Below are 17230 nucleotides of genomic sequence, written 5' to 3'. Positions count from 1 at the left end.
AGCTGTAATCCCCTTCGATTAAGGATTGGAGAGGGATTTTCTGAGTCAAATATGAATATTGGGGAGCGGTTATTGATATGGAGAAAGATCTTTGTTTTAATTCTGCGCGTGATCTTGCCAGGATGATTCAAGACCGGGATTTATCCGTCCGGGAAGTGATGGAAGCACACCTGGCACAAATTCAGCGGGTAAATCCGAAGGTAAATGCAATCGTGTCTCTTAATGAGGAATTGGCGCTAAAGGAAGCAGATAAGGCGGATAAAATCCTTGATGCAGGCAAGCCGTCCGGCCCTTTCCACGGACTCCCGATCGCTATTAAGGATACTCACAATGCTGTTGGTTTTCCCGCAACAAGCGGATCCTTGATTTTCCGGGACCATTATCCAAGTGCGGATGACCTGATTGTTGAAAGGCTGCGAAAAGCAGGAGCCATCGTGATTGGAAAAACAAATGTTCCGGAATTTGCAGCAGGCTCTCATACCTTCAATGAGCTGTTTGGCTCTACCAGAAACCCTTATGATCTAAGCAAAACAGCAGGCGGCAGCAGCGGGGGAGCAGCGGCTGCAGTGGCAAGCGGAATGATCCCTTTTGCGGATGGAAGTGATATGGGAGGATCCTTGCGAAATCCTGCCTGCTTTAACAATGTGGTTGGGCTGAGGCCCTCCCCAGGGCGTATTCCATTTTCCAGAACGGCGCTCTACTCGCCTCTGGCTGTGCAGGGCCCGATAACACGCAATGTAGATGACGCTCTTTTTATGCTCTCCGTAATTGCCGGACCTGATGGCCGGTCCCCACTTGCCATTGAGGAGCCAGGCTCCAGGTTTCTTAAGCAGGCTCAGTCTGATATAAAGGGCCTGCGCATTGCTTATTCTGCTGATTTTGGAGGCCTTCTTCCAACCGATCCGGAGGTAAGAAGCAACCTTGAAGAACAGGTAAAAGTCTTTGAGGGCCTAGGTTGCATAGTGGATGAAGCATGCCCGGATTTAAAGGAAGCAGACGAAGTTTTCCAGGTGCTCCGAGCATGGGAGTTCGAGCTTTCTTATTCCGAAATCTTTGACCGATTCCGGGAAATGATTAAACCGAGTGTCATCTGGAATATTGAAAAGGGCAGAAGCCTGAGTGGTCCGGAAGTGGGACGTGCCGAGCGGCTCCGGGCGCTTTTATATAACCGTATGAGTGAATTTTTTAAACAATATGATGCTCTGATCCTCCCAGTGAGCCAGGTTACGGCATTTGATGTGAATATTGAATATCCAACAGAAATCGATGGAGTGAAGATGGAAAATTACATTGACTGGATGAGGTCCTGCTATTACATTTCCGCAGCAGGTAACCCATCTGTCTCCATCCCGAGCGGATTTACTGCAGCAGGCATCCCGATTGGTCTGCAAATTGTCGGACCGCACAGAGCTGACTTTGAGGTCCTAAGAATCGGCCGTGCCTTCGAACAGGCTACAGGGTACGGGAGAAGACGCCCTGACATAGCACTGGGGCAGAAAATAAATTAAGTACCAGGTAAATTTACTTCTTTCACATTTTAAAAAGCTGCAATGGGTGATTTGACTCGTAGCATGAAAACAGAGCAAACGTCTTAGGGCGGCTAGCTCTGTTTTTTGTTGACTTATTTCCTTTGCTGTAAAACCTTGGAGAACACAATCTTTTCCTGGGAAATTTAAGAAGACTATGTCGAATTTTCTGCCTTTATTAATAAATCAGCTAGCCCCCTTGTCAAAGATGCTGGAACCTCGTTCTAAAGGACTATAAGTCTTGATTTCCCCTGATTATTCTTACTTATTTTCCCCTTTTTAAAAGGTTGAAGAGTGAAAAAAGAGAATAAAGAATATTGTATCCAATATTCGATTTATTTTGAATAATCAAAAAGTAAGGTGGTGGATGAAGACAAATCGTTTTTATTAGGCATATTATTTGCGGCTGGCTTGTTTGTTCAGAAAATCAAGATTGTTTGTAAGTGGATTCATCGGTCACTTTGTTAGGTTTATCGGTCAGTTCGCGTCACATCAGCCTTCTATTCATCTCACGGTGAACCTTGGATTTTATCAGCCGAATCTCTTAACAATGAACCTCTATAGAGGATTTTATCAATTTCATCGTTTTGCAGTGAAAATTCGAAAGTTTTTTAAGGAGGCATAACCATGTTTAAAAGAAAAACATTGTTTATTTTCGTTTTATTATTAGCCATGTTGATTCCTAGTCTTTCTTTCGCGGATAATATAACACCTCCAAAGTCGAGCAACAGCCAAATCATCCACCAAAGCTTCAGTTCAGAAACGCTTGGACGTGACTATAATTACAATATCTATTTGCCGTCCGAATATAAAACCTCCGGCAAGGAGTACCCTGTTCTTTATCTTCTGCATGGCTCCGGCGGAAATGAACATAACTGGGTTGAAAGCGGAAATGTAAAAGAAACAGCTGATAAGCTGATCGCTAAGGGAGTCATCCCGCCATCTATTATCGTTATGCCGGGCAGCAAAAGCTGGTGGGTCAATGGATATAATGAAGCAGCTGAAACTGCATTCATGAATGACTTGATCCCTCATATTGATGAAACCTGGAGAACGATTGAGGAAAAAGAAGGCCGGCTGGTTGCGGGTCTATCAGCCGGTGGTTATGGAACCGTTAACTTTGTTTTAAAATATCCTGAAATGTTTGCTGCAGGAGCAGCTTTAAGCCCTGCGGTTTATGTACCTGAGCCTCCAAGCCATTCATCAGGAAGAACGCACCCCACCTTCCAAAAGGATGGTCAGTTTGACCCTGAGAAATGGGCTGAATTGAACTATACACAATATATCGATGCCTACAAGCAAAAGGGTATTAAGGTTCCTTTATACATCAACTCCGGAGACCATGATACATTTGATATCGCTTACCATGCTGCTGGTCTTTACCAGAATCTAAGAGAGCACCAGCCTGAGCTGGTTGAGTTTAGAGTGGTAGATGGCGACCATGAATGGAAAGTATGGAGAGAATCCTTGCCTGAGGCGATGGAGTACATGTATCAATTTGTACAAAAGTAAGATGAGGGTGCTGACAGGGTCAGCACCTTTATTTTATGAGCGCTGACCGGTAATTTACAGTTGACAGGTTCCTATATTTCTGAAATAATAATAAACAATTAAATACTGGTACCTTTAAATCAGTCCCGTGAGGCTGACAAGGACAGCGGAAGTATGATGCCAATGGGTGAGGTGCAGCCTGCCCAGGGGTTATTCATGCAGAAAAAAGGCTTCTTGTCGGAAAACGGCGAGAAGCCTTTTTCTTTTTCCATCCACTTACTATCGAAAATCCTTCGGTACCAGTCCAAAAAAATGAATGGAGGAATTGGTATGAAAAAAATAGATTTGGATTTTTCGTTAGAGGCGGTACCCCAGGGGCATCGCAACGGTTTTTGGAAAATGCTTGTGGTGATGCTCGGCCTGACCTTCTTCTCAGCCAGCATGTGGTCAGGCGGAACGCTTGGAACAGGATTAACGTTCATTCAATTTATAGGAATCGTTCTCGCAGGCAACTTGATTTTAGGTGCTTACACAGGAGCCCTTGCTTATATTGCCGCAAAAACAGGCTTATCAACGCACCTGCTTACCCGCTATGCCTTCGGTGAAAAAGGATCTTACCTATCATCCTTTTTGCTGGCTGCGACTCAGGTTGGGTGGTTTGGCGTTGGGGTAGCGATGTTTGCGCTGCCGGTTCAGAAAGTAACAGGACTTGATGCGTATCTCCTGATTGCAGCAGCAGGTCTGCTGATGACAGGCACAGCCTTCTTCGGCATGAAGGCGCTGGCAATCCTGAGCTTCGTAGCTGTCCCTTTAATCACTATTCTAGGAAGCTTCTCGGTTTTTAAAGCAACAGAAACAGCAGGCGGCCTGGAAGGACTTATGCAATATCAGCCAACAGAGGCTACTAGTCTTGCAGCGGCCTTAACGATTTGCGTAGGTTCGTTTATCAGTGCGGGCACGCTGACTCCGGACTTTGCGCGATTCTCAAATACAAAGCGTTCAGCAGTAGTATCAACTGTCATCGCCTTCTTCATTGGAAACTCTATCATGTTCCTCTTCGGTGCAATTGGTGCAATCGCAACAGGGCAATCTGATATTTCAGAAGTCATGTTCATCCAACAGCTGATTTTCCCGGCGATTCTGGTTCTTGGTTTAAATATCTGGACAACGAACGATAACGCTTTATATGCATCAGGCTTAGGGTTTGCAAGCATTTTAAAGATCCGAAAAGGAAAGGTTGTCATCTTCAACGGGATTATCGGAACGATTGCAGCCATGTGGCTGTACAACAACTTTGTCGGGTTCCTGACGGTTCTGGGATCGACGCTGCCGTCCATAGGGGCTATCATCTTAGCAGATTACTTTATTGTGAATCGCGGAGAGTATAAGAAGTTTGCAGATATGAAGTTTAAGGCTGTTAACTGGATCGCCATCCTTGCATGGGCAGCCGGCGTGGCTGCGGCAAATTTTGTGCCGGGAATCCCGCCAATCAACTCGCTGTTGGGATCAGCCGTAACATTTGTTTTAGTATCAAAATTGGCTGCTGCTTTACAAGGTAAGAAGACAGTCAGGGAAGGGGAATTAAGAAGTGATTATTAAAAATGCAAAACTAAGAGACCGGGAAGGCCTATGGAATATAGCGATACAAGACGGAAAGATTCATAGCTTATCACAAGGGGAAGTGGAATCAGGCCGTGAAATTCTTGATGCTGCAGGATCCCTGGTTTCGGCACCATTTATCGAGCCCCATATTCATCTGGATACAACCCTGACAGCCGGAGAGCCTGAATGGAACAAGAGCGGAACATTATTTGAAGGCATTCAAAGATGGGCACAAAGAAAAGAAACCCTTACACATGACGATGTAAAAACACGGGCGAAAACAGCATTGAAATGGCAGATTGCCCAGGGGATTCAGCATGTCCGCACCCATGTGGATGTAACAGATCCCACTCTGACTGCTTTAAAAGCGCTTTTAGAAGTAAAAGAAGAAATGTCTGACTTTGTGGACCTCCAGCTTGTCGCCTTCCCGCAGGAGGGAATCAATTCTTATCCAAGCGGCGCCGAGCTCATGGAGGAAGCACTGAAAATGGGCGCTGATGTCGTAGGGGGCATTCCTCATTTCGAGTTCACAAGGGAGTATGGCGTTTCTTCAATGAAAACTGCCTTTGATCTTGCAGAAAAATATGACCGCCTGGTAGATATCCATTGTGATGAAATCGATGATGAACAGTCACGCTTTGTGGAAGTAGTGGCTGCGGAAGCTTATGAACGCGGATTGGGCAGCCGGGTAACAGCCAGTCATACAACGGCAATGGGCTCGTATAATGATGCTTATACCTACAAGCTATTCAGACTGTTAAAGCTATCAAACATTAATTTTGTCGCCAACCCGCTCGTAAATATCCATCTTCAGGGGCGCTTTGATACGTATCCAAAGCGCAGAGGGATTACAAGAGTAAAAGAATTGCTTGAAGCAGGGCTTAACGTAAGCTTCGGCCATGACGATATCTTCGATCCATGGTATCCGCTTGGTACCGGCAATATGCTGCAGGTGCTCCACATGGGCATCCATGTGTCACAGCTGATGGGCTATGAGCAAATTGTTAACTCCTTGGACCTGATTACAAATAATAGTGCTAAGACATTAAATATTGAAGAGAAATATGGAATTGAAGCTGGCAAACCGGCCAACCTGATCATTCTTGATGCGGAAAATGAGTATGAAGCGATCAGGAGACAGGCAGCTGTCAGGTATTCCATAAGAAATGGAAAAGTAATTGCTGAAACGAAACCCAGCGAGACATCTGTGATGTTTGGGGAGATAAAAGAGAAAGTGAACTTTCATAAATGATAGATAGAAGACTGGCTCAGGCTGACTGGGTCAGTCTTTTATATTAAGAAGAAATGAAAATATATTTTTAAAATGATAGTTTTCTATAACTATTAAACGTTAAAAAAATGTTTATAAAACACAAGAAAAGAATGTAAACGTTTACAAACAGAGTAATAAAGAATAAATCCCGATCATATATATTTCGACTATAAAAATATAGTAGAATATTTCGTTAATCTAAGATATACTAATTTTTATTAAAAAATACGAAAAATCCAAATATAAAATTTAATCAGTCATTTTACTATTGGAAATAGCGGCATCTGATTTTTCAGCTCCGCTTACATAAAAAACACAAGGGGGAAAATATCGATGAAAGGCAAATCTTCACTAGCATTAAGCATTTTACTGATTCTTTCATTGCTGCTTTCAGCATGTTCCGGCAGCAGTGAAGAAGCATCAGGCAACAGCAGTGAACCAAAAGAGGGAGGTTCATTAATTTATGCACGCGGTGCTGACGCTATTGGGCTGGACCCAATCAATGTTACGGACGGAGAATCTATTCGTGTAACAAGCAATATCTTTGAAACTTTGTTTGTATATGATGAAAATCTTGAAGTCCAGCCAGGCTTAGCGGAATCTCACGAAGTCTCTGATGATGGTCTGACCTGGACCATCACCCTTAAAAAGGGCATTAAGTTCCAGGATGGAACAGATTTTAATGCAGATGCAGTCGTGTTTAACTTCGACCGGTGGATGGATCCAGAAAACCCCTACCATAAAGGGGATTTTCCATACTATCCGTTCTTATATGGGGGCTTTAAAGGCGATCCAAACCATAAGATCGAGTATGTAAAAGCAGTAGATGAATCAACAGTTGAGTTTAAATTAACTGAAAAGACAGCTCCATTTATCAGCTACTTAGCTATTCCTATGTTTGGAATTGCAAGCCCGGCCGCAATCGAAAAGCATGGTGACAAGTTCTATGAAAATCCAGTCGGGACAGGTCCTTTTGTATTTGATAGCTGGAAACACAATGACAAAATTGTACTGAAGAAAAATAAAAATTATGCAGGAGAAGGGCCATATCTGGATGAGCTGATATTCAGGGTTATCCCTGACAATTCTTCACGTCTGACTGCACTTCAAGCTGGTGAAGTGGATATCATCGATGGCTTAAACCCCGATGATGCAACAACTATAGAAGCCGATTCACAGCTTAGTCTTGTAAAGCGCCCAAGCTTTAACATTGGCTACATGGTTCTCAATACACAAATGGCACCTTTCGATGATGTAAAAGTACGTCAGGCAGTAAATATGGCTATTGATAAACAGGCCATTGTGGATGCTTTCTATAATGGCTATGCCGAGGTAGCGAAGAACCCATTCCCATCTGTACTTTGGGGATATAATGACAGCGTTGAAGATTACAAGTTCAATGTGGAAGAAGCGAAAAAGCTTTTGGAAGAAGCAGGATATCCAGATGGATTCAAAACCGAGCTTTGGGCAATGAGCAACCCAAGACCATATATGCCTCAGCCAATGAAAGTGGCGGAAGCCATTCAGGCTGATTTGAAGAAAATTGGCATTGAAGCGGAAATCGTTACCTATGAATGGGCAACGTACCTTCAAAAGTCAGGAAACGGGGAACACCCAATGGGATTATACGGATGGACAGGCGTTATGGCTGATCCGGATAACTTCCTATTCCCGAACCTGAGTGCAACGAATACTGATAAACCTGCCAGCAACCGTGCGTTTTATGAAAATGAAGAATTTACTAAGCTTTTGCAGGATGCCCGTGTAACATTTGATCAGGACGAACGTGCAAAGCTTTACGAGCAGGCTCAGGAAATTTTCCACAAGGATGCCCCATGGGTGACTCTTGCGCATACAACACCGCCAATCGCAATGGCGGGCTATGTCCAGGGATTCAGTGCACACCCAATGGAGGATGATGATTTTACGAAGGTTTACCTGACGAATTAACAGGAAGAAGCCCCTGCAAAAAGCGGGGGATTTCTTTTCAAATAAAAGGGAGGGTTCCACTGTGTATGAATTATTGAAAGACCTGTGCGATATTGTGGGTCCCAGCGGTTTTGAACAGGATGTTCAAAGATTTATCTTAAATGAAGTGAAGGATTATGTGGATGAATACCACGTCGATCCGGTAGGAAACCTGATTGTGAAAAAGAAAGGGAATAACCCGGATTTTCCTTCTTTAGTCATTGCAGCCCACACCGATGAAATTGGGTTTATTGTAAAAAAAATTGAAGACAATGGGTTAATTCGATTTGAAAAACTAGGCGGATTCGATGACCGTATTCTCACATCATTGCCAGTTAGGATCCGTTCTGAAAAAGGCACGGTAGATGGAGTGATTGGAACCATTTCAGCCCACTATGTAAAATGGGATGATCCAAAGCGCATATCCAGCCATCGTGATCTTTATATTGATATCGGAGCCCGCACAGCAGAAGAAGCCGTGGAAATGGGAATCAAAGTTGGACAGCCGATCAGCTATGGCACAGAGTTCAAGAAAATAGGAAATAACCGCGTAGTTGGGAAAGCTTTGGACGACCGGGCAGGCTGCGCACTGCTGATCCGCTTACTTCAAAACATCGGAGGAAATGAGGCACAGCATGGCGACATCTACGGGGCATTTACTGTTCAAGAGGAAGTTGGATTGAGAGGGGCTTCCGTTGTATCTGCTGCCGTAGATCCTGACTTTGCGCTGGCACTTGATACAACGCCAACCAGCGATACATTTGATGTCCTGATGACAGGCACGAGAAGCCTTGGCAACGGCCCTTGCATCAAAATCGCTGATAAATCACTGATTGCCCATCCGCTTGTCACTCAGCACCTCGAAAAAGTGGCGGCAGAAGGGAATATTCCCTATCAGCATGAAGTCTTCATGGGAATCGGAACGGATGCCGGAGCTATACATATGACAAATAAAGGTGTCACAACGGGTGTTATCTCAATCCCATCCCGTTATACTCATACTCCTATTGAAGTAGTCGACTTGGATGATATGGAGAACTCCTACAAACTGCTGCACGACTTTGTTGTGACATTGGATCAGCTGAAGGGTAAGACGTTTTTAGATACTTAATCATATAAGAGAAGACGGGGGGATCAAGCTCTCTGTCTTTTTTTTATAAAAGCAGCCGTGCGAACCGGCCTATTTGCGGAATTCTCCCCTCTATATGCAGGTTTGGTCATTCTATATGCAGATTCAAGCAATCTATTTGCAAAATGAGCTTTTCTATTTACAATTTTCCCGTTTCTATTAGTAATGTTCAAATTCACGGGACAAGGGACAGTCAACCTGTCCCCCAAGCAGCGGCCTGGCAGGGATTGATCTCTCAGTCATTTTGTTAAAATCAATCAAACGTTTGATTGAACCAGGAAAACCCCTGCAAACACTGCATTCCCGGATGAGAGAAGCACAAAATAATTTCATAATTTAGTAATTTAACTTGAAATTACAGCGCTTACATAGTATATTGAATACGTATTCAAAAGGTAGAAATTTCAGAAAGCTGGTGAGCGAATGGAGAGAATAGCTGTACTTGGGTGCGGCACGATGGGCCATTCCATTGCGCTTAATGCGGCCTGGGCCGGACTGAGTGTGAAAATGCAGGGCATCAGTGACACCGACTTGAAACAGGGCTGGTCCAATATGCTGAAAAAGCTTGATGTTATGCTCGACAACGGTATTTTATCCGATTCGGAAGCTGCCCAAATTCAGGAAAATATTAAAATGACCGTATCTGTTGAAGAAGCGGTCACAGATGCTACTTTTGTAATTGAAGCTGTACCGGAAAACATTCAATTAAAGATTGACTTATTTAAGCGTCTTGACGCTCTTTGTTCTCCCGATGTCATTCTGGCCAGCAATACTTCCGGCCTCAGTCCAACGGAGATTGCTTCTGAGACAGTATATCCGGAACGGACAGTGGTGACACACTTCTGGAACCCGGCTCATCTGATTCCTCTCGTAGAGGTCGTACGAGGTGAGAAGACTGGCGATGAAGCTGTGGAAAGATCCTTTCAGCTTTTAAAGGAAATGAAGAAAAAGCCGATTGAAGTGAAAAAAGAGATTCCCGGTTTTGTCGGCAATCGCCTTCAATATGCACTCTTCCGTGAAGCCCAATATCTACTGGAGGAAGGCATCGCGAGCAAAGAAGATATTGATGACGCAGTAACTTACGGCATTGGACGCAGGCTGCCGGTTTCAGGCCCATTGATGACGGCCGATATGGGCGGACTGGATGTCTTCTCGGCCATCTCTGATTATCTGTTCCAGCATTTATCCAGTGCTGAGGAATCCCTGCCGATTTTAAAGAGGCTTGTAGAAGACCAGAAGCTCGGCGATAAATCGGGTGAAGGCTACTACAAGTGGGATGAGGCTTTTTCCAAACAGTACAACCAGAAGAGGGAAGCTGAGCTGATCCGCTTTTTGAAAAAGGATCTGGGAATCCAATTAATCTGATGGAGGAATGGTATGAAGAACTTTCCTGATCTGGAGAATAAATCGGTGCTTGTGACGGGCGGAAGCAAAGGAATCGGAAGGGATATCGCCCTTTCCTTTGCCAAAAACGGAGCGAAGGTTGTGATCGTGGGGAGAAATGAAGAGGCTCTGCAGCAGACAGCCGTAGAACTGAGAAAATTCAATCGCAGCAGCTTCTATGTTTCCGCTGATTTGAACAATGTTTCAGAGATTCAAAGAATGACAGAAAAGGCCGTAGATTATATGGGTACTCTCGATGTGCTGGTCAATAACGCGGGAATAAACCGGGCCAAGCCTGCCATGGAAGTGACGGAAGAGGACTGGGACCTGACGCTTGATACCAATTTGAAGGCAGCCTTCTTCTGCAGCCAGAAAGCAGCCGAATATATGATCCCAAATCAATCCGGCAAGATTGTCAACATTGCTTCCCAGATGGCGTTTGTCGGCTATTTCAAACGGGCGGCTTATTGTGCCAGCAAAGGCGGCATGGTGCAGCTGACGAAAGCACTCGCGGTGGAGTGGGCCTCCCATGGCATTAATGTAAACGCAGTGGCTCCAACCTTTATTGAAACAGAGCTGACTTCGAAAATGTTCGAAGATAAGGAATTCGAAAAGGAAGTCTACAGCAGGATTCCGCTTGGAAAACTTGCGGATGCCGGGGATGTCTCAGCTGCCACACTATTCCTTTCTTCCAATCTATCAAAGTTTATTACAGGCGATACGATAAAAGTAGATGGCGGATGGACAGCCATTTAATTTTTTACAGATTTTTGCATACGTATTCAAAATAAAAAACCTGGAGTGATATCAAATGGCAACTTTCTTAAAACAGGGAAAAAATGATCAAGAAGTACAGGAAGCAGACGTAAAAGTAAGGGAAGCGGTAAGCGCGGTTCTTAAAAATATTGAAGAGAACGGCGATGCAGAGGTCCGCAAGCTTTCTGAGCAGTTTGATAAATGGTCACCGGAACAATTCAGATTAAGTGATGAGCAAATTCAGGAGATTGTTGCATCTGTACCTGAACAAACGATCAATGATATCAAATTTGCTCAGGAGCAAATCCGCAATTTTGCCGAGCACCAGAAAGCAGCATTACAGGATATTGAAGTAGAAACATTGCCTGGAGTTTTCCTTGGCCATAAAAACATTCCGGTCAACAGTGTAGGATGTTATATTCCCGGCGGACGCTACCCGATGGTTGCTTCCTCCCACATGAGTGTTTTGACCGCGAAAGTGGCAGACGTTAAGCGCGTAATTGCGTGTACACCTCCGATTAAAGGGGAAATTCCTTCCGCAACCGTAGCCGCGATGCATCTTGCTGGCGCTGATGAGATTTACCTTCTTGGCGGAATCCAGGCGATGGGTGCAATGGCAATCGGAACAGAAACTATCGAACCGGTTGATATGCTGGTTGGACCTGGTAATGCATTTGTTGCGGAAGCAAAGCGTCAATTATACGGCAGAGTGGGAATCGACCTGTTTGCAGGACCAACTGAGGTTCTTGTCATTGCGGATGAAACATCAGATGCTGAAATAATTGCAACGGATTTATTAGGACAGGCTGAGCATGGACCTAACTCTCCGGCATGCCTGATTACAACTTCAGAGAAACTGGCGAACGAAACAGTGGCAGAAATTGAACGCCAGCTTGAAACACTTCCAACAGCAGATGTTGCAGGCGCGGCATGGGAAGATTACGGTTCTATCATTCTTGTTGACAGCCTGGAAGAAGCCGTAGTGGAAGCGGATAAATTGGCTTATGAGCATGTGGAGGTTTTAACTGAGGATCCAAACTACTTCCTTGAAAACATGACAAACTATGGAGCGCTTTTCCTTGGGCCGGAAACGAACGTTGCTTACGGGGATAAGGTCATTGGCACAAACCATACGCTTCCTACCAAAAAGGCAGCACGCTACACTGGCGGACTATGGGTTGGAAAATTCCTGAAAACGTGTACTTACCAGAGAACAACAGCTGAAGCAAGTGCAAAGATCGGTGAATATGCATCCCGTTTATGCGACCTTGAAGGCTTTAAAGGACATCAGGCACAAGCTGACCTTCGTGTGAAGCGATATGGCAGCCTCGTGAAGTAAGCAAAATCTGTTATAATTTCTCTGTCTAGATTCAGGCAGGAGGAACATGCGTTGAAAAATAAAAAAGTGACAGCCATGGATGTCGCTCGGCTGGCAGGCGTTTCGCAATCGAGCGTGTCCAGGGCTTTTAGTGAAAATTCAAGTATCTCATCAAAAAAGAAAAAGCTTATTCTGGAGGCTGCTGAGCAGCTGGGATATCAGCCGAATGCTATTGCCCGCGGCCTGATCACGAATCAGTCCCGCATCATTGGGATTGTCATGCGGAATATCCAGAACCCTTTTTATCCGGAAATCCTCGATAAGTTTTATAGCAGACTGGCTGAAAAGGGGTACAAGGTAATGTTTATCAACTCCCAGAATAACGAGATCCAAGAGGATGAAGTGAGCCATTTAATTGAGTACAGCGTGGAGGGAGCCATCATCACAGATGCGCTTTTGACCTCTTCGACTGTACAGAAGTTTACCCGCAATGGCATCTCGGTCGTCCTGTTTAACCGATATGTGAACGATTCCTTAAGCAGTGCTGTTGTATGCGATAACTTTGCTGCCGGCAAAAGGATAGGGCACTACTTGATAGAAAAAGGACATGAAAATCCCGCCTTTATCTCCGGACCGATGAATACATCAACAACAGTGGATCGGAAAAATGGGTTCCAGGAAGCTTTGAAGGAACACGGCATCTCTTCCTTTTTAACGGAAAACGGCCTTTATTCGTATGATGGAGGATTTGCAGCAGCGGAAAAGCTGCTGGAACAGGATAAAAAGATAGATGCTATCTTCTGTGCAAATGATATATCCGCTTTTGGTGCAATGGATTATCTGAAGAAACAGGGTATCAGAATCCCTGAGGATATTTCGGTCATAGGCTTTGACAATGTGGCTATGTCGGATTGGTCATCCTATGAATTAACCACCTGGCATCAGCCGGTTGATGAAATGGTCGATTATTCGATTAACCTTCTTTTGAAGCACATTAATGGGGATACAGACGCCCCTGAAATTCAAAGAATAGAAGGGCATTTGGTGGAAAGAGGATCAGTAGCGGACAGAAGGTGATGGAGAGAAGGCAGGGGTTTTAGTAAACCCAATTTTACATCTTTGAAGTTCGATAAATGTCTAGCTCCAGGCGCCATCGGCTCGAGATCATAAGCTAATCCGTCCAAAAGGTTAAAGAACAACTTTTTCAGCCGGCTTGTCTTATGCTTGTCGCCGATAGGCGGGCGCCTTGCGCTTTTCTGATAGGAGGATCTTATGCTAAGTATGATTGGATTGCTTGGGGGGATTGGGCTTCTCATCTATTTGACGATGAGAGGAATGAACCTGCTGCTTGCTGCCCCTCTTGCTGCATTTATTGTTGCAATATTCAGTGGAATACCGATTTTTCCTCAGCTGGCAGGCGAGGGTGAAGTCAATTTTCTAACGAACTATATGAACGGATTTGCCGGGTTTATAACATCCTGGTATTTAATGTTCTTATTCGGTGCCATTTTTGGAAAACTAATGGAGGATAGTGGGGCAGCAGACAGTGTTTCCAAATGGATTATCGGTAAGATTGGCATGAAACGGGCAGCGTTGGCTGTTGTCATTGCCTGTGCGGTCTTAACCTATGGCGGTGTAAGTCTGTTTGTTGTTGCATTCTCCGTCTATCCAATGGCCTTGAGCCTATTTAAGGAAGCCAACCTGCCAAGAAGGTTCATACCGGCGGCTCTTGCCTTCGGTTCGACTACATTTACCATGACGTCTGCGGGTTCACCGGAAATCCAAAACTGGATTCCGATTGAATTCCTGGGAACTTCTCCATATGCTGCCTGGGAAGTCAGCTTTATTGTTGCTGTCTTTATGATGGCATTTGGATACTGGTGGCTGAAGAAAATGATTAACAAGGCCATCCGCAATGGAGAAAGATTTGAGGCAAGAGAAACGGATTCTGCTTTGATGCGCGAAAACCTGCCAAGCCCGGTGTTAAGTATGGTCCCGCTCTTGGTCGTCCTTGTGATTTCGTTTATTTTCCATGATTTCTTGGCACAGTCGGCCCTGATTATCGCGTTATTGAGCGGCTGCTTTGCAACCTATTTTCTTAACCAAAAGTATTTTACGAATGTATGGGGAGCGGTGTCTGAAGGAACGATTGGCGCATTGATTGCCATTGCCAATACATCCGCGGTTGTCGGCTTTGGCGGTGTGGCTAAAGCAACACCTGCCTTTGCAAGTGCAGTTGATGCCATGACAAGCATTCCGGGAAGCCCTTTAATCGGCGGGGCTCTGGCTGTTGCTGTCATTGCAGGTCTGACCGGATCTGCTTCAGGTGGCCAATCCATCGCACTGCCGCTGCTTGCTCCGCATTATCTGGATATGGGGGTCAATGCAAGTGAACTCCATCGGGTCGTGGCGATATCATCCGGGTCGATTGATTCCTTGCCGCATGGCGGTTACGTTGTGACAACCATCCGTGCAATCTGCGGTGAATCGCATAAGGATGCCTATCCGGCATTTGGTGCATTGACAGTAATTGTTCCGATACTTGGTGTGATTTTAGCGGTCATTTTATTCTCCATTTTCTAAAAAGGCTTTAGCGGAAAGACAGAGGGGTTTAGGCTCTCTGTCTTTCTTTATATAGTATCCCGCTATGTGCAGTGGTCTATTTGCAAGAATCCCACCTTTATTTGCAGCATTGGCCATTTATTTGCAGGTTCTAACAGTCTATTTGCAAAATTAACATCTTTAATTGCAGGTTACCCGCTTTTATTTGCAAAGTTCACAATCGCCAATACAGAAAGCAACTCTCCTGAGTAGTTCGCAATTGACCTATCCTCTTTATTTGTTCTAAAAGTGCTATAATTTAGAAAATTATGATAGAAGGAGGGATCCTTTTTGCCGAAATTACATATTGATGAGCTTCTTTATGTGAAAAACTGGATGACACCCAGCCCTTTTTGTATTCAGCCGGGTCAAACACTGGGTGAAGCAGCAAAAATGATGGTGGATCTTCACCTGGAAAGTCTGCCGGTACTGAATGAGAAAAATGGGTTAATCGGTATGATTACATCAAGAAAGCTGCTTAACTACTTTGCCCAGGGCAATTCGGGGGACGCATTAATTGGCAGTATTCCTAAATCGAATCTGGCTGCTGTCCGGCCAGATGATTCGATCCTTGATGTTTTATCCCTTCCATATGATCATCTACCTGTCATTGGTGAAAATGGCAATTTTCTGGGCATCCTGACAACCAGGGATATCCTTGACGGGCTCTCCAAATACCTGCATAAACTGAGGCAAAAGCAAAATGCAGATGGTGCCCTTGGCGCGATTTTGGAAAGTGCCTATGAGGGAATAGCGGTTGTTGATGAAAATGGCATCCTGCAGGAATTTAATGAAGCGTACAGCCGTTTTACCGGAATTAACCGGGAGGATGCGATTGGCAGGCATGTGACAGAGGTAATTGATAATACTCATCTTCATGAGACAGTAAAGACCGGAATAGCGGAACGCGGGGTTCTCCAGAACATCCAGGGGCATGACATGGTGGTGCACCGGATTCCGCTCAGGAAAGAAGGCAAGATTGTCGGGGCAATAGGAATGCTGATTTTTGAAGGGGTCTCGGAGGTTTATAAAATCTATGAAAAGCTGCAGGAAAATCAAACGGCTAGGCCGGATCTTTTCACAAAGAAAAAGGAAAGCGATAGCCGGATTACGATTGATCAGATCATTGGGACAAGCGAAGGCATCGCAGATGTAAAGCGGCTGGCACGGAAGGCGGCAAGGACTGCGGCAACTGTTCTGATTACGGGTGAAAGCGGGACGGGAAAAGAGATGTTTGCAAAAAGCATCCACCATCTCAGCCCCTTTTCGACCGGACCGTTCATCAGTGTGAACTGCGGGGCGATTCCAGAGCACTTATTCGAATCCGAATTGTTCGGCTATGAAGAAGGTGCATTCACTGGCGCGAAAAAGGGCGGCAAGCCCGGAAAATTCGAACTGGCAGACAACGGTACTATTTTTCTCGATGAAATCGGGGAGATGCCGCTTGTCATGCAGACCAAACTGCTGCGGGTTCTGCAGGAAAAAGAAGCCGAACGTGTCGGCGGTGTAAAGAAGTATCAAATCAATGTCAGAGTAATCGCAGCGACGAACCGTGACCTTATGCAAATGATCGAAACAGGGGAGTTCCGGGAGGATTTATACTACCGGCTGAACATTATCCAGCTTCACATCCCGCCGCTGCGCGAACGGAAAAAGGATATCCCTGTCCTGCTGATCCATTATCTGAGAGAGATTTGTGAGAGGTATCAGGTACACGGGAAAATCTTCACCACTGAAGCGGTGAATGCATTTGTACGGCATCCATGGAGGGGAAATATTCGCGAGATGGTCAATACGGTGGAGCAGCTGGTTACCCTGGTGGATGGGAAGGTCATTGACTATCACCATTTGCCGGAGATGATTAAAAGGTCTGAACCTATTACTAAAGAAGGGAAAGAACCCTCGTTAGCTGTCGGATCCATAGAAGAAGTCAGGTTTCTGGGAAATCAAAGAGAATCAGAATTGATTCTTGATGCCTTAAGAAATGCGGGCGGGAATAAATCGAAGGCTGCTGATTTACTGGGGATACATCGGACAACCCTCTATCAAAAGCTGAAGAAGCATGGAATAACGTGAATGAAGTGTAGTGGTTTCACTACAAGATATCTACAGTTGTAGTGTAGCAGCTACAGTTTGGCAGAAATAAAACACTGTCTTTACTGGGTTTCATAGTTGGCACACTC

The 17230-nt window shown here is 44.9% G+C and carries 12 protein-coding genes; all 12 read left to right on the top strand.

What is annotated here, in order from left to right; translation table 11 throughout:
- The first annotated feature begins 77 nt into the window (after positions 1-77).
- Complete coding sequence (locus DFO72_RS13830; protein WP_113882246.1) at positions 78-1508, top strand: amidase; 1431 nt, start codon at positions 78-80, stop codon at positions 1506-1508.
- Between the two features lie 645 nt (positions 1509-2153).
- A complete protein-coding gene (locus DFO72_RS13825) occupies positions 2154-3038 on the top strand; it encodes an alpha/beta hydrolase (RefSeq protein ID WP_113882245.1) in 885 nt (294 codons plus the stop codon).
- 309 nt (positions 3039-3347) lie between these two features.
- A complete protein-coding gene (gene codB / locus DFO72_RS13820; protein ID WP_113882509.1) occupies positions 3348-4616 on the top strand; it encodes a cytosine permease in 1269 nt (422 codons plus the stop codon).
- On the top strand, positions 4606-5871 hold the full coding sequence (locus DFO72_RS13815) for a cytosine deaminase (RefSeq protein ID WP_113882244.1): 1266 nt from the start codon (positions 4606-4608) through the stop codon (positions 5869-5871). Before codB ends, DFO72_RS13815 begins: the two co-directional genes overlap by 11 nt.
- Before the next feature lie 354 nt (positions 5872-6225).
- Entirely contained in the window at positions 6226-7842 is a 1617-nt protein-coding gene (locus tag DFO72_RS13810) for an ABC transporter substrate-binding protein (protein WP_113882243.1), read from the top strand.
- A 61-nt stretch (positions 7843-7903) separates the two neighbouring features.
- The gene (locus DFO72_RS13805) at positions 7904-8971 is read left to right on the top strand and encodes a M42 family metallopeptidase (RefSeq protein WP_113882242.1); all 1068 of its coding nucleotides are present in this window, start codon (positions 7904-7906) and stop codon (positions 8969-8971) included.
- A gap of 441 nt (positions 8972-9412) precedes the next feature.
- Positions 9413-10354 carry a 3-hydroxyacyl-CoA dehydrogenase family protein gene (locus tag DFO72_RS13800; protein WP_113882240.1) on the top strand — a complete coding sequence of 314 codons (942 nt, stop codon included), beginning with the start codon at positions 9413-9415 and terminating at the stop codon, positions 10352-10354.
- Positions 10355-10366: 12 nt separating this feature from the next.
- Positions 10367-11128: an SDR family NAD(P)-dependent oxidoreductase gene (locus DFO72_RS13795; RefSeq protein ID WP_113882239.1), complete on the top strand. Its 762-nt coding sequence runs from the start codon at positions 10367-10369 to the stop codon at positions 11126-11128.
- Positions 11129-11183: 55 nt separating this feature from the next.
- Positions 11184-12467 carry a histidinol dehydrogenase gene (gene hisD, locus DFO72_RS13790; protein WP_113882238.1) on the top strand — a complete coding sequence of 428 codons (1284 nt, stop codon included), beginning with the start codon at positions 11184-11186 and terminating at the stop codon, positions 12465-12467.
- A 51-nt stretch (positions 12468-12518) separates the two neighbouring features.
- Complete coding sequence (locus DFO72_RS13785) at positions 12519-13523, top strand: LacI family DNA-binding transcriptional regulator (protein WP_113882237.1); 1005 nt, start codon at positions 12519-12521, stop codon at positions 13521-13523.
- Positions 13524-13718: 195 nt separating this feature from the next.
- Positions 13719-15029, top strand: a complete 1311-nt coding sequence (locus tag DFO72_RS13780; protein ID WP_113882236.1) for a GntP family permease — start codon at positions 13719-13721, stop codon at positions 15027-15029.
- 309 nt (positions 15030-15338) lie between these two features.
- Positions 15339-17123 carry a sigma 54-interacting transcriptional regulator gene (locus tag DFO72_RS13775; protein WP_113882235.1) on the top strand — a complete coding sequence of 595 codons (1785 nt, stop codon included), beginning with the start codon at positions 15339-15341 and terminating at the stop codon, positions 17121-17123.
- Positions 17124-17230: the final 107 nt, after the last annotated feature.

Origin of the sequence: Cytobacillus oceanisediminis, assembly GCF_004366035.1 — a bacterium.
Lineage (GTDB): Bacteria > Bacillota > Bacilli > Bacillales > Cytobacillaceae > Cytobacillus > Cytobacillus oceanisediminis_C.
Note: the sequence above shows the minus strand (reverse complement) of the source record. Positions and strands in the feature narration are given on the sequence as shown.

Bases quoted from the DNA above. Each gene is read 5' to 3' on its own strand.
- DFO72_RS13830 (WP_113882246.1), top strand. From the start codon at position 78: ATGGAGAAAGATCTTTGTTTTAATTCTGCGCGTGATCTTGCCAGGATG.
- DFO72_RS13825 (WP_113882245.1), top strand. From the start codon at position 2,154: ATGTTTAAAAGAAAAACATTGTTTATTTTCGTTTTATTATTAGCCATG.
- codB (WP_113882509.1), top strand. From the start codon at position 3,348: ATGAAAAAAATAGATTTGGATTTTTCGTTAGAGGCGGTACCCCAGGGG.
- DFO72_RS13810 (WP_113882243.1), top strand. From the start codon at position 6,226: ATGAAAGGCAAATCTTCACTAGCATTAAGCATTTTACTGATTCTTTCA.
- DFO72_RS13800 (WP_113882240.1), top strand. From the start codon at position 9,413: ATGGAGAGAATAGCTGTACTTGGGTGCGGCACGATGGGCCATTCCATT.
- DFO72_RS13795 (WP_113882239.1), top strand. From the start codon at position 10,367: ATGAAGAACTTTCCTGATCTGGAGAATAAATCGGTGCTTGTGACGGGC.
- hisD (WP_113882238.1), top strand. From the start codon at position 11,184: ATGGCAACTTTCTTAAAACAGGGAAAAAATGATCAAGAAGTACAGGAA.
- DFO72_RS13780 (WP_113882236.1), top strand. From the start codon at position 13,719: ATGCTAAGTATGATTGGATTGCTTGGGGGGATTGGGCTTCTCATCTAT.